Source organism: Ruegeria sp. C5 (genome assembly GCF_056537605.1).
Map to the genome: position 1 here is coordinate 144,973 of NZ_JBQFRX010000006.1, position 20,356 is coordinate 165,328.

Sequence of the window (20,356 nt, forward strand, 5' to 3'; positions counted from 1 at the left end):
CCGAAGCCTGGTATTCTTTCTCGCAACAATCGCACTTGGCGCATTAGTTGTTTTCACGCTATGAGACTTGGCTCTAGGGCTCAAACCCATCTGGCACACCGAACAGTGGCGCATCCAGTGTGGTCCCGGTCAATGCACCCATGAAAGCCACCAGATCTGCGACCTGGGCATCGGTCAGTTCCAGCGGTTCGATGTCAATTTTCTGGCGATGACGCTCCATCTCAAACCGGTCCTGCCAGACGATGAAATCAACATTCTCAAGCCACGGCACGTTGGGCAGCCCGGCCAAATCAGGGGTCCAGGCAGCGAGGCTCTGAGATGGGTTCAAGTGGTGGCGAATAATGCCTTCCAGATCGGGAAAGGCACCGTTGTGACCATAGGGCGCCGTCTCTGTCACATTGCGCAGCATCGGTGTGCGGAAACGATAGGCGTCCTCAAGACGGTTGCTTTCACCCATATGACCCACGTCGCGGGCATAGGGGTCCCATTGGCGGGTCTTGCCCGGTCCAAATGGCGGCAGGCTCAGCGCGTGGAATTTTTGATCCGATAGCAACGGGCCCGAGTGGCAGCTTGCGCAACCTGCCTCACCATAAAACAGGGTCATGCCGTCCTTTTGCCGAGGCGTCAGGGCGGTGTTATTTCCGGCCAGATATTGATCGAACGGGCTGTCCATGCTGCGCCATTCCAGCGCCATGAATGCCGCCAGCGCGTTGGCTACTTGGGTGATCGTGATGTCCTCGGTCGTGTCGATGTCATCGAATGCCTTGACCATGGCAGGCCCATAGCGCGGATCAGTGCGCACGCGTTTGGCGAGGATCGGCCAGCCCTTGTCGATGCGGTCATGCACCGCGCCGGTGACTTGATTTTCGGCCACATTTCCGGCCATCTCGAATTGCGAGGTCAGCGGGAAAAGTGCCTGCGCGGCCAGCAGTGAATTCAACCCCTCCGGCAGCCATTCCTGCGCGGGCGAATTGAAGCCGTTACCGTAGACGTCAGAGATACTTAGGCGACCGTCATGGAAGACCGTGTGAAGGTCCTTTGCCCCAAGGTTCCAAAGCCCCGGCGAATTGCGGGGAATACGCTTGCGGATTTTGTCCGCTCCGGTGCCCGGCGTGCGATCTGGGCCAAGCCCCTGCCCGCCCTCGCCAATGCCCAGCGACAACCCGTCCGAGGTGCCGAAATCCGGGTGATGGCAATGGGCGCAGCTTATGTTCCGGTTTCCCGATAATATGGGATCGTAAAACAGTTGATGACCGATAGCGGCCTGTTCCATATCAAAGGGGATGAAATCGTCATCCGTCAGCGGGCGCGGCAGATCCTGAGCTGCCGCAGCCCCTGCCAAAAGGAAAGCAACCCCATGCGCCAGTTTGTATTTGCCCTGTGCCTTCTCGCGACCCCAGCGCTGGCTGAACTGGAAAAAGCACGCGATCTGATGGAGGCCGGAGAGTTTGAAGCCGCGCGTGAGGAATTGCTGCCGGCAGCGCGGTCCGGCAATGCCGAAGCCGAGGAATTGATCGGTGTGATGTACGGGTTGGGACTTGGAGTCGAACAGGACTATGAACGCGCGTTTGAATGGTACTTGCGCGCCTCGATGAAAGGTCATCCCGGGGCGCAATCTGGTATCGGTTGGTACTACGAGTTGGGTCTGGGCATGCCCGCGCCTGATCTGGTTCGAGCGTACATGTGGTACACGCTCAGCGCCATTGGCGGCGACCCCGATGCGGCGATCAGCCTTGAAGAAGTGGTCAAAAAAATGTCGCCGGAGCAGATCGAGAAGGCGCATGTTCTGGTCAACGACTACAAAGGGTGGATGTACCCGTTTCGGTGAGGGCCGGACCCCAGGGCCCGGCCCAGCAATTCAGTTCAGATCCGCATCACGTGAGGCATTAACATCCGCCTCGGCTGCTGCCACAGCGTCAGTCAACGCTACAAAGATCTCATCACCACGTGCCACATTGGACTGGAACCAGTCATAGACCGGGGTTGCGGCTTCTTTGAAAGCAGCTTTCTGGTCGGGTGTCAGGACATAAAGGTCACCACCGCCGGCAACGAAATCCTCATACGCCTGGATCGACTTGCGCTTGGGTGAGGCAAAGGTTGCCTGCTGGAGAGCATAGAAACCGTCAACTACCACGCGGCGCATATCTTCTGGCATCTCCTGGAACTTGGCGTTGTTCATCCACCACAGCGCACCCATGTAGGCATGCCCATCCAGCGTGACATATTGCAGGCCTGCATCAGGGAACTTCATACCCATGATGTCAGTGATGCCGTTTTTCGAGCCCTCAACCACGCCGGTCTGGAAGCTGGTGAACAGTTCTGGCCACGGGATCGGGGTCGGTGATGCACCCAGTGCTTTGACCAGCTCCTGCGGCAGGTCGGCAACCACGGTGCGGATTTTCAGACCTTCCATGTCAGCCGGCTCAGCAACACGGCGTTGCGTATTGGCAAAGTTGCGCCAGCCACCTGTATTGCCGATTGTCATCAGACGGATCGCACCGCCGGAATCCTCCAGCGCCATGTCGCGCATCTGCCGGGTGAAATCACCGGATAGGACATGTTCGGCAATGCGGTCATCGGCCATCAGGTAAGGCAGGTCCAGAACCTGCACGTAAGGGAAGATGCCCGAGGCCCCTCCAGAGGTTGAGATGTAGATGTCGATCGTACCGTCTGCCACACCCTGAAGACACTCGGCACCGTTCGAGCAGAGCTGCGTGCCGATGAACAGCTCAACCTCAATGGCGCCGTTCGAGGCCGCCTCAACGTAGTTCTTGAAAACGACCAGACCGTCATAGTCTTCGTCGTTTTCATTCGAGTTTGCTGTGGCGCGTAGCGTGTAGTCGGCGGCTGCCGCGGCAATCGCAGACGCGGCCACTAGCGACGTGGCCACCGCTGCGGTTTTGATAAATCTTCTGAGCATGCGTTTCCTCCCTGTGATACTCAGTTCAGTTTGCAAATCCCGTTATCCTCGGGATCGTCATGGATAGTGCGGGGATATAGGTGATCAAGAAGATCACGATGATTTCGACCGCCAGAAACGGCAGGATTGCCTTGGCGATGGTTTCAACCCGTTCCCGAGACACGGCGGCGGCTACGAACAGCACCAGCCCCATGGGCGGGGTGGCCAGACCGACGGTCAGGTTGACGCTCATGATAATGGCAAAATGGATCGGGTCTACACCGAGGCTGGTGAAGATCGGACCGAGGATCGGGCCAAGGATGATAATAGCGGGGCCTGCATCCAGGAACATTCCGACGATGAACAGCAGCAGGTTGATCAGGAACAGCAGGATCAGCGGGTTTTCCGACAGGCTGAGGATTAGCGAGGCCAGCTGCTCCGGCGCATGGCTAAGACTAACGACCGTCTTGAAGGCCATTGCTGCCCCGACCAACAACAGGACGACAGCTGAGGTCATACCTGCATTGCTGAGCACCTCGGGGACTTCTTTCCACGTCAATGTGCGCAGGACGAAGAAACCGATGATGAAGGCATACCCTACGGCGACAGCGGCCGCTTCGGTTGGGGTAAAGATGCCACCCAGTATTCCGCCCAGGATGATCACAGGGGTCATCAGTGGGAAGAACGCTTTTAGGCTGGCCTGACGGCGTTCTGGCCAAGTATATTTACGGCTGGCGACCGGGAAGTCGTATCGATCCGCCATAAGCTTGATCATGAGCATCAAACCGACACCGACCATGACCCCAGGCACGATGCCAGCGAGAAAGAGCGCAGCCACACTTTCACCCATGACATAGGCATAGATGATCATGATGCCCGAGGGCGGGATGATCGGCCCGATCACCGAACTGGCTGCCGTGATCGCGGCGGCAAATTTGCGGGTATAGCCTTGCTTCTCCATCGCCGGGATCAGCATTGACCCAAGCGCCGAAGTATCGGCGACAGCGGATCCTGAAAGGCCCGCGAACAGGATCGAGCTGAGGACGTTCACATGCGCAAGGCCGCCCCGCAGGTGGCCCATCAGGGCCTGGCTGAACTCCACAAGTCGGATGGTAATGCCGCCCCGGTTCATGAGTTCTCCGGCCAGCATGAAGAAAGGGATCGCCATCAGCGGGAAGCTATCCATACCGTTATAGACATTGCGATAGAGCAGCGTGATGTCGTTGGTTTGGCCACTCAGCCACAGCAAGATACCGGGTGCCGCCAGTAGCGCGAAAAAGACCGGCAGGCCGATCAGCAGGAAGACAAGGAATGTAGGCAGGAACCAAATCAGCATCTATTCAGCCCCCACCGCAGCTTCGGGAATTTCGGGCAACAGATGTGCTCCGCCCAGCATGGTCACGATGGACCGCAAGATCAGTTCGATATTCACCGAGATCAGGAGGATGATCCCCACCAGCAGCGAGGCCATCATCCAGCTGCGTGGAATGCGGTACCATTCATCGAACCCGAAAGAGGTGGGCAGATACAGGGCGGCGGTGGCGAACCTGCCGCCAAAGCCCGTAACCTCAGACCAGCCGATATTGACCGCAACCAGCAGGACAGCCAGCGATATCAGCAGCAGGAACAGATTGAGCGAAAGGCCAAGCGCACGCGGCAGGAAACGCGCAAGCATGTCGATGGCGACGAACCCTCCGCGGCGGAAAGCGGTGGGGGCCATCAGGCCCGTCATCCAGAGCATGCAAAACCGCGCAGCCTCGTCCGGCCATGGCAGGGCGTTGCCCAGAACGTATCGAAAGAACACCTGAATCAGGATTGCGATCACCATAACTGCAATCGCAACGACGCCAACCGCGCGGCCCAATCGCAGCACGGTTTCGTTCACGAATGCAATCGGCGCTAACGCCGATGCCAGTCCGCCCATGCGGATCCTCCCTTGTTCAGCTGCGGGTTTGCCCCGCAATCGTCATATCGCGCTTAGCTCTGCGCGAATTGGCCGAGTTTTCCGGCAAAGAAAGTCAGCGCGTCTCCATCCGCCATGCTGACCTTCAGAACTTTGCCCACCACGATCACATGATCGCCCGCATCGTGATAAGCGTGCTGCTCGCATTCGAACCGGGCAAGACTGCCCGGCAACAACGGGGTGCCGTTTTCACACCGGTCATGCTCGATATCGCGCAATGCGTGGGCGTCTTTCGAACACCCGAAGCACAGCTCGGCCTGTTCAGCAGACAGAACATGCACGCTGAAGTGGCGCGCCGCGTGAAAATAACGGAACCGGCGCGAATTGCGGTCGCCCGCCCACATCACCAGTGGAGGGTCCAGCGACAGAGACGAAAAGCTGTTGGCCGTTATACAAATCGGCCCATCCTCACTATCGCAGGTCACGACGGTAACGCCGGTGGCAAAGCGGCCAAAAGCATCGCGCAAGGTTCGCGTGTCGTTCTTATGCGGGACGAAGGTATGGTTCATATCGCGCGAGATTGCATTCATCATGGCACCTCATGTCCCAGCGCCGCCTCATACAGGCGGTACCAGCTTTCACGATCCAGCTTGACTTTCAACGCATCTGAGGCGCGCTTGATGCGGCCCAGATTGTTCGTCCCGAGAACCGGCAGAATGTTCGCCGGATGCGCGAGCAGGAAAGCAACGGCCACAGCGGCGCGATCCACCCCGAATTCTGCGGCGATCTCATCCGCTACAACGCCGACCGGAGGGTTCCCGGCCATCAAAAGGCCTCCACCCAGTGGGGACCACGCCATAAGCGGGTGACCATGCTGTTGATGGAACGCCAGATCGCCATTGGTAAACGGGCTAATCTCCCCAAGCGAGATTTCAATCTGATTGGTGACCAACTGGGTTTTCATCGCCGACTGCAGCAAAGACCAGTCCCAAGAGCGGAAGTTGGACACACCAACCGCGCCGACCTTGCCACTGGCAACCACCTCATCCAGCGCTGCACCGGTTTCATGGTGATCCATCATTGGATCCGGGCGGTGGATCAGAAGCAAGTCGATGTGGTCGATCGCCATTTCCGACAGAGATGTATCGACCGATTTCAGAATATGCGCACGCGACGTGTCGTAATATTTGACCTTAGCCTCGGCATAACGCCCCATCGGCGCGACGATGTCACATTTGGTGACGATCTCCATTTTCTGGCGCAGGCTGGGATTAGTGCGCAAGGCATTGCCCAAAACGGCTTCGGCCGCGTATCCGCCATAAATGTCGGCCTGATCGAAGGTGGTGATGCCCTGATCCAGACAGGCCTGAATCTTGGCCTCAACATGCGCAGTCGAGGTGTCACTGTCATCACCCAAGCGCCACATGCCATAGACAAGACGGCTCATTTCCAGCGTGTCAGATAGTTTCACACGTTGCATCAGCGACGAACTCCGTTGCCCAGCGGGGTTGCCGGGGTGGTTGCTGGCACGCGCCCGTAGGCTTCGGGAAGCGAGCAGGTTTTCAGGTTGGGCATCACGCGGGAGCCAAAATGCTTGGCCTCGTCCATGTGCGGATAGCCCGAAAAGATGAAGGCGCGAATGCCCATCTTCTGATACTCTTCGATTTTAGACATAATTTGATCGGTCGAACCGACCAGCGCAGCGCCACAGCCCGACCGTGCACGTCCGACGCCGGTCCACAGCCCGGGTTCGACATAGCCATACTCATCCGCCAGATCGCGGTTCTTGGATTGATGCGCCACGCCCAAGGATGTCGCGTCCAGTGCCCGCTCGCGGATCGCACGACCATATTCGTCATCCAGTTTCGAGACGATGTAGTCGGCGTACTCCTGTGCCTCAGCCTCGGTATCCCGCACGATCATGTGGACGCGCAGGCCGTAATCCAGAGTACGATTGTAATTCTCGGCAACCGCATGAACGGCTTTCATCCGCTCGGCCAACTGATCCTTTGTTTCCGGCCACATCAGGTAGACATCGCAATGCTCGCCGCACAGGTCCAAAGCAGACGGCGAGTAGCCGCCGAAATACAGCAGTGGGCCACCGGTCTGGTAAGGCCGAGCCGGGTCGGTGGTCAGGCCTGAAAAGTTATAGACCTCGCCCGCATGGTTGATTTCGTCCTGCGTCCAGGCCTGTTTCAGGATCTCGACCACTTCGCGCGAGCGTTGATATCGGAAAGCGCTATCGGCTTTTTCACCGGGAAAATCGGACGAGATGATATTGACCGTCAACCGCCCCTTAAGCATGTGGTCCAGCGTCGCGATGGTACGGGCCAGCATGATGGGCTGCATTTCGCCACAGCGCACGGCGGCCAGCAGGTTGATGTTTTCGGTAATCGGCGCGCAACCTGCAACAAAGCTCAGGGTGTCCTGTCCGACCTGATAAGACGATGGGCACAGGATGTTGCGAAAGCCTTGCGCCTCGGCCTCTTTCACGATGCCTGAACAATGCTCCCAACTGGATCGCAGTTCACCATCGGGCACGCCCAGAAACTGGTAGTCATCCGAGCAAAGCGCTGCAAACCACGAAACCTCGGCCGCATCCAGGTCGGGGGATGTGATGGGGACGATGGTCATTTGATTCACGCTCCGTACATCTTTGACTTTCCTCTTGCGTAGCAAGCGCATTGATGTAGATCAATAGTGTATCAATTTTTCCTGCGACCGAGTGAAGCGCCCTCAATGTCCGCCAACAGCCGCAATCCAAATGCCCTGCCGATCTATGTCCAGATCTCAGAGCTTCTGATCCGCGACATAGCTGCGGGCCGTCTGATTGATGGTGAGCGTCTTCCACCTGAACGGGACATGGCTTCGAACCTAAATGTCTCGGTCGGGACCTTGCGAAAATCGCTCGCCGAGCTTGAGAAAAAAGGCATGTTGGAGCGTATTCAGGGTTCGGGCAACTACATCCGCGAGACCGGAACGCAGAACAGCGTCTATGCTATGTTCCGGCTGGAACTGCCCGAAGGCGGCGGGTTGCCGCGTGCCGACATCCTGTCGGTTGATCATCTCAAGAAGCCTGCGAAACTGCCGAAGTTCGGCCTGTCTGATAGCGGTTCGCGTGTACGCCGGATGCGTTATCTGAATGACACAATCATCGCGGTCGAAGAAATCTGGTTGGACGAATCAGCCGGGACCATCGACCAGAACCTGCTGTCCGACTCGCTTTATCGCTATTACCAGCAACAGCTTGGCTTCTGGATCACACGGGCAGAGGATCGCGTTTCTGTCAGTGCCCTGCCCGACTGGACTCCTGAAGGCTTCACCAAACCTGCGGGCCAAGCCGCAGGGTATATCGAACGGTTCAGTTGGTCTGAGAAAGCTGAACCTATCGAGTTTTCAAAAACATGGTTTGATCCAGATCGAGCCACATACGTTCAACGCCTGAAATAAAAGGAACTGCGCATGACCCGGACCACCAATTACGGGCTGATCGGATGCGGCATGATGGGGCAGGAACACCTGCACAACATTGCTCTGCTTGAGGGCACACGAGTCGCCGCAATCTTCGAACCCGACCCGGAGATGGCGTATAAGGCGCAGGCGATTGCACCCGACGCGCAGATGATGTCTTCCCTTCAGGACCTTCTGGCAGTCAATGATCTGGACTGTCTGGTCATCGCCAGCCCCAACCACCTGCATGTTGATCAACTGGCCGAGATTGCGGAAACCCGCCCCCTGCCCCTGTTGATCGAGAAACCATTGTTCACTGATCCTGCCGATCTTGCACGGCTTGAGCAGTTAGAGCACAGTTATCCGCACCCGATCTGGGTCGCGATGGAATATCGCTATATGCCCCCGATCACGGCGCTGATCGATGAAGCAGCGACCGCCGGTGGTGGGATCAAGATGCTCACGATCCGCGAACACCGTTTTCCGTTCCTCGAAAAGGTCGGCAATTGGAACCGGTTCAACCGTAACACTGGCGGTACATTCGTCGAAAAATGTTGCCACTTCTTCGACCTCATGCGCCTGATCCTGCAATCAGACCCGGTTCGTGTTTCCGCAAGCGGAGGCCAAGCCGTCAATCATTTGGACGAAGTTTATGACGGCGATACTCCAGATATTCTGGACCACGGCTATGTCATTGTCGATTTTGCTTCGGGCACACGCGCGATGCTCGAGCTTTGCATGTTTGCCGAGGGTTCGCGGTATCAAGAAGAAATCTCGGCCATTGGGCGCGATGCCAAGATTGAAGCGCTTGTGCCCGGCCCGGGCCGCTTCTGGCCCGAACATTTGGGCGACGCGCCTGTACCACAGCTGATCATCAGCCCTCGTGCACCGAAAGGCCCAATCCAGCGCGGCATCCCCGTTGATCCCGAGTTGCTGGCGGCTGGCGACCACAATGGCTCGACTTATTACCAGCACAAAGGCTTTCTGGAGCTGGTCAGGGGCGAGCGCGCCAAACCCGAGGTCTCACTGCGTGATGGGATTTGGGCCGTGCGTATCGGCCTTGCCGCACAACAGGCGTCAGAGCAGGGCCAAACGATCAGCCTAGCTGGGTGATTAACAGGGTCAGAAAATCACATTCAGCATCAACAGTGAGACGATCAAGAAAATGATCGTCATGATCCCGCCCGAACGGACGAAATCGGTCACTTTGTACCCAGCTGGCCCCATGATCAGCGCATTCACCTGATGGGTCGGGATAATGAAACTGTTCGAGGTCGAAATCGCGACGGTTAATGCAAAGACCGCCGGGTTGGCACCCGCCGCAACCGCAATTGAAACCGCAAGGGGCACCAACAGAACCGTCGCGCCGACGTTTGACATGACCAGAGAAAATGCCGTCGCCAGAATGGCGACGCCCGCCTGTAGCGCCCAATTCGGCCATCCATCCAAGATGATCATGATCTGTTGCGCAATCCATGCCGCAGTCCCGGTATTCTGCACCGCCTGACCCAACGGGATCAGACACGCCAGCAGAAAGACCGTGTTCCATCCAACTGCTCGATACGCCTCGTCAACACTGAGCACCCGGGTCAACATCATTCCTGCGGCTCCGGTCAGCAAGCAGAGCGACAACCGCACATCCGTGAACAGGATCAGCGACAATGAGATCAAGAAGAACAAGAGCGCCCAGCCTACCTTTTGCGGGCGCAATTCATCCTGCGGGAAGTCCGAGGTGACCACAACAAAATCCGGATCACGCTTTATCCGCATCAGGTTGTCCCAGCGGGTATGAGCAACCAACATGTCGCCAGCCTTGAACTTCTCAAGCCCGATCTGGGTGGATTCATGCGTCTCAGTCTCGACATGACTCAGCGTCTCTTCACCCCTGTGGATGGCGAGCAAAGACATTCCGTAGGTTTTGCGGAATAGCAATTCGCGAGGGCATTTGCCGATCAGTTTGCTGTCAGGCGTCACGACCACCTCTGCGACCCCAGCATTCGTGGGTGCGAACTCTTCGACAAACACATCCAGATCAGGCAGCACCGTCAGCCCGTACTTTTCGGCAAACTCTTCGACAACCCAGCGCCGACCCACAATCGCTAATCGACAGGGTGCGGCAATCTCGGCTGTTAACACCTGAACCATCGAGGTCTTGCCACGATAAAAGGTCGAGATGATATAGAGGTGATTTTCAAAGTTGATATCTGCCAGAATCTGCCCAACCAGCGGGCTGTCGGCCGGAACCACAACCTCGAACACATCGGCCTTCAGCCCGTAGACCCGCTGAAGATATTCCTGAGTCCCGCGCCCGGTGCCCGTACTCTCCGACCCTGAATCACCCGGCAGCACCCAACGTCCCAGCAGCAGGAAATATGCGATCCCCGTTAAGATCAGCACCGCACCGATGGGGGTAACGGAAAACAATCCAAAGGGTTCCATCTTCTGAGCTTCGGGAAGTCCTTCGTTTGCAGTTTGGATCAGGTCATTCAACAGAATAAGCGGCGAGGACCCGACCATCGTCATTGTCCCCCCCAGAATGGCACAAAACCCCATGGGCATAAGCAAACGTGACAACGGAATACCCGATCGCGATGAGATACGGCTAACCACCGGTAGGAACAACGCCGCCGCCCCGACATTTTGCATGAATGATGAGATAACACCGACTGTGCCCGAAACGATCGGCAGCACTCGGTTTTCAGACTTACCACCATATTTCAAAATGACGGACGCGACCTTGTTCATTAGGCCCGTTTTATCCAAACCCGCCCCTACGATCATGACCGCAATGATCGAAATCACGGCATTGGACGCAAACCCGTCAAACAGATGAGGAACATTTGCCAGATTTTCGAGACCCGGTGCATAACTCAACAGACCCACAATGACCAACACCAGGATGGCCGAAAGATCGATCCTGACAATCTCGGACACAAACAAGAACACCGTGAAGGCCAAAAGCGCCGAGACCACACCCATTTCGTATGTAAACGCCAATTGCTCCACTGGGATCACCTGGTTCCAAAAGCAAATCTAATAGGCATTTCTAGGCAATCAGCGCGGGCCTGTCATGGACTTTGTCTGTTTGGTCGAAATCCATGATTGCAATAACAACCGGCGACGTAGGGTCAAGCTTCATAACCGTTAGATGACGATAGCCCCGAGAGCGAAGGCTGCGAGACAGGCCCTTGGGCAGCGGTCATTGCCCCTCTCGCTCCAGCGCTTTCATCGACTGCATAGCGTCTTGTGTGGGCTATAGGCCGCAGAAGCGTTACGCCAGCGCAAATCATTGCGGTTGATGAAAATCATTCCGCGCGACATACGCCTTTCGTCGACTTGGGGTTTTCCATGCGGCTTCGGAAAGAGGAGTTTCAGACCCGCAATCTGCGCGATGCTCGGTCAGAAAAGACTAACCAGATCAAAACTCTGTTCTCCATGTCGTGAAGCATGCAATGCGATCAAAAATCGATGCATCATGACACGACAAAACCCACCGAACGTCATTGGAAATTTACCTGAAATCTCATAATGATCGGTGCAAAACAGCCGCCGAGAGTTTCAATGCAGTATCACAACAAGCCCTTTGATCAGCTTCAGATCGGAGACACCGCCGAGTTGACCCGGTTCTGCACAGAGGATGATTTTTATGCCTTCGCATCGAATTCCGGCAACCATAACCCTTTGAACCTGGCCGACGAAGATGGGGACGGTGATAACGTAAACGAGGCGATCGCGCCCGAGATGTTTCTTGGCGCTCTGATCTCGGCCGTTTTGGGGAATATCCTGCCGGGCGCGGGTACGCTGTATAAGTCGCAAAGCTTGGATTTTAGCGCCCGGGCATATGCGGGTGAAGAACTGCTGGCCAGAGTTACGGTTATCAAAAAACGCGATAACCGCGAGGTAGTTCTGGAAACTCAGGTGATGCGCCCTAGTGATGAGGCGCTGATCGTGTCCGGCATCGCGGTCGTGATCGCTCCGGAGAAAGAACTGTCATTCAATGAGATTGAAGTGCCTGGTCTAGTCGTCGAGCGGCACCGGCATTTTGATGCACTGCTCGATCGCTCGCGCCCGCTGCCTCCGATCCCCACGGCAGTTGTCGCCCCAGAAGAGCCCAACTCGCTGGGGGGGGCCTTATTGGCGGCGCGTGAAACCATCATCAAGCCGGTCCTGATAGGTGACCCCGACAAGATTGCTGCAGCAGCGCGTGAGATTGAGTTGCCCTTGGGTGACGTTGAGATCGTTCCCGTTAAGGACCATCTGGACGCCGCCAACAAAGCGGTTGATCTGGTTGTCGAAGGACATGTTGAAGCATTGATGAAGGGGCATCTTCATACGGACGAACTGCTACGGGCGGCGTTGCGGCGGGATCGTGGACTTCGCGCGGGGCGCCGATTTACGCATGTCTTCGTCATGGATATACCCGGCCAGCCGCATCCCTTGCTGGTGACCGATGCGGCCATCAATATCGAGCCGGATCTGGAAACCAAGATCGACATCACGCAGAACGCGATCGATCTGGCAATCTCAATCGGAATTGGCGCTCCGAAAGTGGGTGTTCTGTCGGCGGTCGAGACGGTGAATCCGGCTATCCGGTCGTCGATTGATGCCGCATTGCTGTCGAAGATGGCCGAGCGGGGACAGATCAGGGGTGGCTTGGTCGATGGGCCGCTTGCCATGGACAACGCGGTCAGCCTGGCCGCGGCGCGCACCAAAGGGATCGTGTCTGAGGTGGCCGGACGGGCAGACATTCTTGTCGTACCCAATCTGGACGCAGGCAACATGCTAGCCAAGCAACTGACGTATATCGCGCACGCCGAGGCTGCCGGGGTGGTGCTGGGCGCGCGCGTACCGATTATTCTGACCAGTCGCGCAGATGGCGAAAAGGCGCGGCTCGTTTCCTGTGCCGTCGCGGCCCTGCATGCGGCGCGGATGTCGGGTAAGATCTGATGGACCATATCATCACACTGAATTCAGGCTCGTCCTCGCTGAAGTTTGGGTTGTTCTCCGCAGGCGAAGCAGATCCGATCCTGGTCTGTTCGGGAGAGGTGGAACGCATCGGCAGCCGCGCGGCGCGCATCAAAGCAGAGACCACGGATGGCCGCGTGCTTGCCGATACCGCTTCTGAAGCGCTGTGCGATCAGGCCAGCGCCTTGGACTATATTTTGGATTTGCTGGAACGGCAGTTTCCGTCGGCGGGCGTGACCGCGGTTGGACACCGCATCGTGCATGGCGGCCCGGATAATGACAGGCCCATTCTGCTGACCCCCGAAAGCTTGCAGATGCTGGAAAAACTCGAGCCTTTTGCGCCCTTGCACCAACCTTACAATCTGCAGGGCGCACGTACTGCGATGGACAGGTTCCCCAATGCCAAGCAGGTTGCCTGTTTCGATACCGCTTTTCACCGCCACCACCCTTGGGTCAATGACACCTTCGCATTGCCGACCGAGTATTACGATATGGGCGTTCGCCGCTATGGCTTCCACGGTCTGAGCTATGATTACATCTCGGACCATCTGGCCAAGACTGCGCCGCTGATACATGGCGGACGGGTGGTTGTGGCGCATCTTGGCAACGGTGCCTCGATGTGCGCCATGATCGGAGGTCGCTCGGTCGGTTCAAGCATGGGGTTCTCGGCCATGGATGGTTTGCCGATGGGAACGCGTTGTGGCCAGCTGGATCCGGGCGTTGTGCTGTATCTGATGGATCAGCAAGGCATGAATGCGGATGAGATCTCGGACCTTCTGTATCGTAAATCCGGGTTGCTTGGCCTTTCCGGAATGACCAATGATATGCGTACGCTTGAGGCGTCGAATACGCCGGGTGCACGCAATGCCATCAACTACTACACGTTCCGGATACGCCGCGAGCTGGGCGCTTTGGCCGCCGTGTTGGGAGGTTTGGACGCAGTCGTGTTTACCGGCGGGATCGGTGAGAACTCGACCTATATCCGCGACCGTATCTGCACTGACATGGGGTGGTTGGGTCTTGAACTGGACCACGATGCAAACGCGGACAATCTGCGCGTCATCTCGACCGACCTGTCACGTGTGAAACTGATGGTCATTCCGACGAACGAGGAACTGGTGATCGCGCGTGCCGCGGCTGAGAAAGCCGCATAAATCCCAGTTTTTAGGCTTCTGCGCGCAAAATAATTTGGGGGATCGGGAAAAAAATCGCAGCACTACGGGAATCCCCCAATTTCGCGATCCGCGCAGGTGCGTTAACTTTTCATTAACTACCGGGCCAGTGCGCCCAATCCACTTTCACTAATTTCCCCCGATGAGGGGCTGGCTTCTTACCCCCTTGGCCGGCCCCTCGACCTTTTTTGGGGTCTATGCCTGCGTCAGGATTTTCCGAACAAGTGCAGGCAGTGCGGTACTGTTATCATAGCTGAGCGTGTACGGCATGTCCGAAACCGGCGACTTTCGATATCCCTGTTCAAACAGCAAAAACGGAACCTGAGCCCGTTGCGCAGTTTCGGCATCAACCTCACTGTCGCCAACGAAGATCTGTGGGCCTGCGGCTTGAAGGGTCTTGAAACAGGCGTGCAAGTGCTCTGGATCGGGTTTGCGTATATCCAGCGTGTCTCCACCAAAGACCGTGTTGAAATAGGGTAGCAGGCCAAGTTCGCCCAGCACATGCCGGGCAGGGGCTTCGGGTTTGTTGGTGCAGACCCCAAGCGCACAGCCCATATCGCGAAGCTCATCCAGCGCCTGGATCACGCCGGGATAAACTACGGTCTGATCGCAGGCGCCTGCATTGTAGTGCTTCAGAGTAAGCTGTGTCAGGTCCTTGTGAAGCGTTGGCTCCAGCCCGCAATGCGTCATCGCTCGCTCGACCAACTTGGGTAATCCGTTCCCGACGAATCCCCGGATCGTATCTTGAGGCAATGAGGCCTGCCCCTGATCGTGCAGCATTCGGTTTACCGCAGCTGCAAGGTCGGCAAGGCTGTCTATCAGGGTGCCATCCAAGTCAAATACGACAACTGCTGCCATCTGCGAATCCGCCTTTGTTTGTTGATGTCCAATGCCTAGGTCGTGCTGTGCGACGGCGCAATAGAGACCCGTGGGAGCGATTGAAAAAACAGCAGCTTGACAAACCTTACTATTTTTATCAGATTAATCACACGAACAGATAGCCAGCCCAAAACAGGGTCAGCCAGATCCAGCGAAACGAAGACAGACAAGGCCAAGTGCCACAGATGCTCTGGAGATGCCCCAATGAACGCGCAAACCCCTACCTCGACCCTTAGCTACGCTGTTTCGATGCTTCCGGCCCACAAGGCGGAAGACCTCACCAATGGCGGCAATTTGGCCCATATCGAGCTGGGCGATCAGCTTTATACGCTGCGTATCACCCGCGCAGGCAAACTGATCCTGACAAAATGAGCGCACCTTCTTCGCGTGGCGGGGCGGCTGTTGGCCGTCTGGCTGACCTGAACCCAATTGAGGCCGGAGCCGTCATGTATCTGCGGCTTTGGGGTGATGGGGTCGAAGGCCGGGCAAATGCCGCAAGCGATTTTGACATCGCGCTGGGTGCAGATCAGGGACGCGCCACGATGCTGACGCTGGACCGGCTGTGTTCACTTTGTGCACATCACGGTCGCCGTCCGCTGGTGCGTCATGGGCTGGGATGTGCATGTCTGGGCGCTGATGAGAATTGTTTTGCCCAGATGATCGGTGCCGCCTCTGAAGGGGCGCGTGAAGATGCAATGATGATGGCCTCGCTGATCGTACGGCCCGATTTCGCCCCGGCACTGGCCTCGTTGTCCGAGGAACTGGGCTTGGCGTTACGCCGGATGACCGTTTCGATCCCTTTGCCGACGACCGGGCACCACCCCCCACATTCAGTGCTCCACTGATCGACGGCGACAAAACCCCAGCAATTTCGCTGGGGTTTTGTGTTTCTTAGCAGCAGCCGCAGCCCGCATGATGATGATCGTGATCGCACATGGGGGCAGGGCTGTAGTCACCCACTTCGCCAAGAACCTCCCGCATCGCCCAAAGAATCATGTCGACGTCCTCTGCTTCGATGGTTAGCGGTGGCCGGATTTTCAGGATATTGTCCTTGGGTCCCTCGCTACCGATCAGAATGCGATGATCGCGCATCCGATTCTTGACGTAGCTGCAAACCTCACCGCTTTCCGAGCCATCCGGGTTAATCAGTTCCACACCCAAGAAGAGGCCGATACCGCGCACATCGCCGACATAGCCAAAGTCAGCTTCGATCTGTTTGAGGCCATCCAGCAGGTGAGCCCCCATCACACGGGCGTTCTCTTGCAAACCTTCATCATCGACGATGTCCAACACCTCTTTCCCGATTCTGCAGGACAGGGTTGAGCCGCCGAAGGTCGAGAAAAACTCGATCCCGTTGTCGAAGCTTTCGGCGATCTCTTTGGTAGTGACCAGCACACCCAGCGGGTGGCCGTTGCCGATGGGCTTCCCCATTACCACTATATCAGGCAGCGCGCCCTGATGTTCAAAGCCGAAGTAATAGTCGCCCAGGCGCCCGAGGCCGGTCTGGACTTCATCGGCAATGCAGACCCCTCCGGCGGCGCGGATTTTTTCATAGACCGCAGACAGATAGCCTTTTGGTGGAATGATCTGTCCCCCGACCGAGGGGAATGTTTCAGCGATGAACCCAGCTAGGCCTTGCCCTTTTGCCTGTAATGCCGAAATCGCCGGATCAATCAGGTCAGCAAACTTCCGTGCGCGCTCGGGGTCATCACGCCGGAACGAGCCGCGATAGTCATCCGCGACCTCAATCAGTTCCACCCAATCTGCCTGCCCAATACCGCCAGGTTTGTTGAATTTGTAGGCCGAGATCGCCACCGCAGCGTTTGTGTTGCCGTGATAGCCGTGATCGGGCGTCACGATCCCTTTTGCCCCGGTGTGCGCGCGCGCCAGACGCAGAGCCAATTCGTTGGCCTCTGTCCCTGAGTTGACGAAGAAACAGACTTCAAGGTGATCCGGCAGTTTCGACAATACCTTGTCGGCAAAAGCGGTTTGCGCCGGGTGCAGATAGCGTGTGTTCGAATTCATGCGCTTCAGCTGATCCGCTGCAACCGCCTGAATACGCGGATGCGCATGGCCTACATGCGGAACGTTGTTGTAGGCATCCAGATAGGGTCGCCCCCATTCATCGAACAGGTGATGCCTCCAGCCACGCACCAGCATGACCGGGTCGTCGTATGTCAGGCTGAGATTGCCGCCGAAGTGTTCGCGCCTGTCCTGTAGGATCGCCTGCTTGTCGGTTGGTCGATAGAAAACCTTTTCATCAGGCAAGTTCAACAGTGCTGCGGGGTTGGGGCAGACCGCGCGCCAAAGCTCGAGCTCATCAGGATCCGCTACGCCCGGCCAGTCGGCCTGCATACCGTCGGTCGTCAGCGCCAGTTGGAAATGCACATGCGGGGCCCATCCGCCATTCTGACTGGCATCGCCCAGACGGGCAAAAGCTGCACCCTGAGCCACCGGGTCACCCGGTTTCAAACGCTCACTCACCTCAGGGTCCAGATGGCCATAAAGCGTGTAGAATGCATCCCCTTCGGGCGTTTCGTGGTGCAGGATCACAACCCCGCCATAGTCGAGATGCGCGTCCCTGTTTTCAACCGCTTCGACCCGACCGCTGAGAGGTGCATGCAGCACTGTTCCGGCGGGTGCAAACACATCCACGGCCAGATGCACTGTGCGCCGATCCGACGCTTTCCACGGTCCCTTGCGAAACCCCGGCTCAGCATAGATCAGGCGAGGCTCGCTGTAATACCCAAGCCAGGGACCTTCCCCAAACTCCTCACCAACCCGCGCCGCCTCGTCCAACGGCATGTGGAATGGGTTTTGCGGCCAGGTTGAGTTTACCACCGACAGTGAGCCCATTGGCGTGTCGCTCAGATCCTGCCCGAACATCTGCGCGAAATGTCCACGATGGTTGGACAGATAGGCATGGATGCGCTCGGCCCCATCCACAACGGGCAAGCCACACGCGGCGCGCAATCGGGCGGGCATGAGTGCGCCATTGATTGCCTCATTTTCAATCAATCGCCACGCTGGGGCCTGGCTGATCGTGACATACGGATCATCCGGGTTCTCAATCGCCATCAGCGTCGAATTCACCACGGACACCGCCAACCGTGCTTGCAACAAAGGCCAGATCAGGTCGATCTCATCTGGGCGTAACCGATTGGCGGCGTGATACCCGCGTACCAGCGCAGCCAATGCGCGCTCGGGTTTAGGGTGGTCCAGAACGACATAGGCCCCGGCAATAGCCAGATCGCAAACGCGCGGCGCCGCGCACATGTCGCCAAGATCGATCAGACCCGAGATGCTGCGTCGCTCGCCCAGATTGCCTTCAACAAGGATATTGTAATCATTGGCATCATTGTGAATCGCCTGCTTTGGCAATGCACCCAGTTGATCAGAGATCGCCTCAAAATCCGCAGCGATTTGTTGAACGCGCGCGCGTCGTGCCGGATCAGAGATGGCCTCTAGTTGGTCGACGATCCAACTCGCCCGCGTCAAATCCCATTTGAAATCGGCGCGATGCAAGCCCTCGTGGGTGAACCCCTCCAGCGCCCTGTCGGTTGCGCCCAGAACACGGCCCAGTTTTAGTATCAGGTCTTCGGTCTTGGGCGCGCTGCTTGCATAGCATGCCCCCGGCAGTCGTTCCTGCAGCCAGACCAGTCGCGGTTGCCCATGTGCGTCGGCAATCTCGGGCAACATCATCCCGTTCAAGTCGGGATAAACAGCAGGAAAGGGCAATCCGGGCGCTGCTGCGCTGAGATGTTCCAGCGCCTTGATCTGCAGATCGACCAATGCTGCATCGCACCCCGCGCGCATCACCTTGAGCACATAATCCTGCCCGTTGGTGGCTTTGACCACAAAGTTGAGGTCGTACTCCCCATCCAGACGCGTCAGACGGGCGTCCAGACCCCAGTGTTCACGCAGGCGACCAGCCCAGAAAGTGTTCAAGTCGCTCATGCGCTATCTCTTGCAACTGCCACGGTGATCCTCTTCATCTGGCCAAAAATGTCTTCGGGCGGAGTCGCGCCCTGGCGCGATGGGGCAGACAGCCCCCCTTTGCTCAGTCCAGTGCTCGCAACCTTTTGAACAACGAGGACGTATCCCACCGGCCCCCGCCAAGTTTCTGCACGTCTTTGTAGAACTGGTCGACGAGCGCCGTCACTGGCAGTGAAGCCCCGGTCTCATTGGCGGTATCCAGACAGATTCCCAGATCCTTGCGCATCCAGTCGACTGCAAAGCCATGCTCAAAATGGTCATCTAGCATGGTTTCATACCGGTTGGCCATCTGCCAGCTGCCAGCCGCGCCCTGACTGATCACTTCGACCACAGCTCGGCCATCCAGCCCGGCCTTCTCGGCAAAATGTAATGCTTCGCTCAGGCCCTGCACCAGCCCGGCAATCGCGATCTGGTTGCACATTTTGGTCATTTGACCCGCGCCGCTGTCTCCAATGCGGCGGCAGATTTTGGAATAGACCTGCATCACCGGCTCAGCAGCACGATAAGCGTCCATGTCACCGCCGCACATGATCGATAGCACACCATTTTCGGCTCCCGCCTGACCGCCCGAGATCGGGGCGTCCAAAAAAGCAACCCCCTGTGTCTTGCCAGCCTCGTACAACTCGCGCGTGACCTTGGCCGAGACGGTGGTGTGATCAACAAATACCGCACCCTTGGCCATTCCGTGAAAGGCGCCATCTTCACCTGTGCAAACCATACGCAGATCGTCGTCATTGCCAACGCAGGCCATCACGAATTCGGCCCCTTCTGCGGCTTGCCGCGGTGTCAGGGCCATCGCGCCGCCATGCTGGGCGACCCAAGCCTCGGCCTTGGATGCGGTGCGGTTGTAGACGGTGACTTCGTGGCCGGCAGCCTGAAGATGCCCGGCCATCGGGTAGCCCATGACGCCTAGGCCAAGGAACGCAACTTTTGCCATGTGATGATCCTCTCTGTTATCCGCTCCTGCCTCGAGCGGACGGCAGGTCGTGATGTTTAGAAAGGACAAAGCAAAGCTTGGGCCAAAGGGCAACCCTGCGTCACAATTTGCTGCCCAGATCCATAGGGATCGCGCGCCATTCGTTTCACATCTGA

18 protein-coding genes and 1 pseudogene are annotated in these 20,356 nt (G+C 57.4%); 7 read left to right on the plus strand and 12 right to left on the minus strand.

Translation table 11 applies throughout. The features are described 5' to 3' along the window. Positions 1–73 precede the first annotated feature (73 nt). Positions 74–1,342 (minus strand): cytochrome c peroxidase, encoded by a 1,269-nt coding sequence (locus tag ACR0AW_RS17890; RefSeq protein ID WP_170733833.1) that lies wholly within the window; start codon positions 1,340–1,342, stop codon positions 74–76. A 15-nt stretch (positions 1,343–1,357) separates the two neighbouring features. On the opposite strand from ACR0AW_RS17890, the gene ACR0AW_RS17895 reads away from it, so the two are divergent. Further along, on the plus strand, positions 1,358–1,828 hold the full coding sequence (locus tag ACR0AW_RS17895; protein WP_170595133.1) for a tetratricopeptide repeat protein: 471 nt from the start codon (positions 1,358–1,360) through the stop codon (positions 1,826–1,828). A gap of 30 nt (positions 1,829–1,858) precedes the next feature. Here ACR0AW_RS17895 and ACR0AW_RS17900 read toward each other — a convergent pair whose 3' ends face one another. The 6 genes from ACR0AW_RS17900 to ACR0AW_RS17925 are packed head-to-tail and all read right to left on the minus strand — an operon-like array spanning position 1,859 to position 7,436. Then, on the minus strand, positions 1,859–2,920 hold the full coding sequence (locus ACR0AW_RS17900; RefSeq protein WP_170408182.1) for a TRAP transporter substrate-binding protein: 1,062 nt from the start codon (positions 2,918–2,920) through the stop codon (positions 1,859–1,861). A 25-nt stretch (positions 2,921–2,945) separates the two neighbouring features. Continuing rightward, positions 2,946–4,235, minus strand: a complete 1,290-nt coding sequence (locus ACR0AW_RS17905) for a TRAP transporter large permease (protein ID WP_170425626.1) — start codon at positions 4,233–4,235, stop codon at positions 2,946–2,948. Beyond that, the gene (locus tag ACR0AW_RS17910; RefSeq protein ID WP_170425623.1) at positions 4,236–4,823 is read right to left on the minus strand and encodes a TRAP transporter small permease subunit; all 588 of its coding nucleotides are present in this window, start codon (positions 4,821–4,823) and stop codon (positions 4,236–4,238) included. A gap of 53 nt (positions 4,824–4,876) precedes the next feature. Further along, entirely contained in the window at positions 4,877–5,392 is a 516-nt protein-coding gene (locus tag ACR0AW_RS17915; RefSeq protein WP_170733885.1) for a flavin reductase family protein, read from the minus strand. Next, positions 5,392–6,282 (minus strand): aldo/keto reductase, encoded by an 891-nt coding sequence (locus ACR0AW_RS17920; protein ID WP_170733834.1) that lies wholly within the window; start codon positions 6,280–6,282, stop codon positions 5,392–5,394. Before ACR0AW_RS17920 ends, ACR0AW_RS17915 begins: the two co-directional genes overlap by 1 nt. After that, positions 6,282–7,436, minus strand: a complete 1,155-nt coding sequence (locus ACR0AW_RS17925; RefSeq protein WP_170733835.1) for an LLM class flavin-dependent oxidoreductase — start codon at positions 7,434–7,436, stop codon at positions 6,282–6,284. Before ACR0AW_RS17925 ends, ACR0AW_RS17920 begins: the two co-directional genes overlap by 1 nt. A 105-nt stretch (positions 7,437–7,541) precedes the next feature. Here ACR0AW_RS17925 and ACR0AW_RS17930 point away from each other — a divergent pair, with 105 nt between their 5' ends. Beyond that, on the plus strand, positions 7,542–8,252 hold the full coding sequence (locus tag ACR0AW_RS17930; RefSeq protein ID WP_170398311.1) for a GntR family transcriptional regulator: 711 nt from the start codon (positions 7,542–7,544) through the stop codon (positions 8,250–8,252). A 12-nt stretch (positions 8,253–8,264) separates the two neighbouring features. Then, the gene (locus ACR0AW_RS17935) at positions 8,265–9,365 is read left to right on the plus strand and encodes a Gfo/Idh/MocA family protein (protein WP_170733836.1); all 1,101 of its coding nucleotides are present in this window, start codon (positions 8,265–8,267) and stop codon (positions 9,363–9,365) included. 9 nt (positions 9,366–9,374) lie between these two features. Here ACR0AW_RS17935 and ACR0AW_RS17940 read toward each other — a convergent pair whose 3' ends face one another. Then, positions 9,375–11,231 (minus strand): SLC13 family permease, encoded by a 1,857-nt coding sequence (locus tag ACR0AW_RS17940; RefSeq protein WP_170398548.1) that lies wholly within the window; start codon positions 11,229–11,231, stop codon positions 9,375–9,377. 249 nt (positions 11,232–11,480) lie between these two features. Further along, positions 11,481–11,645, minus strand: a pseudogene (locus ACR0AW_RS17945) (IS5/IS1182 family transposase); the annotation flags it as partial. 168 nt (positions 11,646–11,813) lie between these two features. On the opposite strand from ACR0AW_RS17945, the gene ACR0AW_RS17950 reads away from it, so the two are divergent. Next, positions 11,814–13,199, plus strand: a complete 1,386-nt coding sequence (locus ACR0AW_RS17950; protein ID WP_170613203.1) for a bifunctional enoyl-CoA hydratase/phosphate acetyltransferase — start codon at positions 11,814–11,816, stop codon at positions 13,197–13,199. Continuing rightward, on the plus strand, positions 13,199–14,371 hold the full coding sequence (locus ACR0AW_RS17955; protein ID WP_170398336.1) for an acetate/propionate family kinase: 1,173 nt from the start codon (positions 13,199–13,201) through the stop codon (positions 14,369–14,371). The genes ACR0AW_RS17950 and ACR0AW_RS17955 overlap by 1 nt, the downstream gene beginning before the upstream one ends. A 213-nt stretch (positions 14,372–14,584) precedes the next feature. Here ACR0AW_RS17955 and gph read toward each other — a convergent pair whose 3' ends face one another. Next, complete coding sequence (gph, locus tag ACR0AW_RS17960; protein ID WP_170733837.1) at positions 14,585–15,247, minus strand: phosphoglycolate phosphatase; 663 nt, start codon at positions 15,245–15,247, stop codon at positions 14,585–14,587. A 225-nt stretch (positions 15,248–15,472) separates the two neighbouring features. Between gph and hemP the strand changes: the two genes are divergently transcribed. Both hemP and ACR0AW_RS17970 read left to right on the plus strand, forming a co-directional pair. Beyond that, positions 15,473–15,640, plus strand: a complete 168-nt coding sequence (hemP, locus tag ACR0AW_RS17965) for a hemin uptake protein HemP (RefSeq protein WP_170398358.1) — start codon at positions 15,473–15,475, stop codon at positions 15,638–15,640. Further along, on the plus strand, positions 15,637–16,113 hold the full coding sequence (locus ACR0AW_RS17970; RefSeq protein ID WP_170408198.1) for a hypothetical protein: 477 nt from the start codon (positions 15,637–15,639) through the stop codon (positions 16,111–16,113). The genes hemP and ACR0AW_RS17970 overlap by 4 nt, the downstream gene beginning before the upstream one ends. 46 nt (positions 16,114–16,159) lie before the next feature. Here ACR0AW_RS17970 and ACR0AW_RS17975 read toward each other — a convergent pair whose 3' ends face one another. Further along, positions 16,160–19,225, minus strand: a complete 3,066-nt coding sequence (locus ACR0AW_RS17975) for an aminotransferase class III-fold pyridoxal phosphate-dependent enzyme (RefSeq protein WP_170733838.1) — start codon at positions 19,223–19,225, stop codon at positions 16,160–16,162. A 103-nt stretch (positions 19,226–19,328) separates the two neighbouring features. Next, the gene (locus ACR0AW_RS17980) at positions 19,329–20,255 is read right to left on the minus strand and encodes an NAD(P)-dependent oxidoreductase (RefSeq protein ID WP_480439555.1); all 927 of its coding nucleotides are present in this window, start codon (positions 20,253–20,255) and stop codon (positions 19,329–19,331) included. Positions 20,256–20,356: the final 101 nt, after the last annotated feature.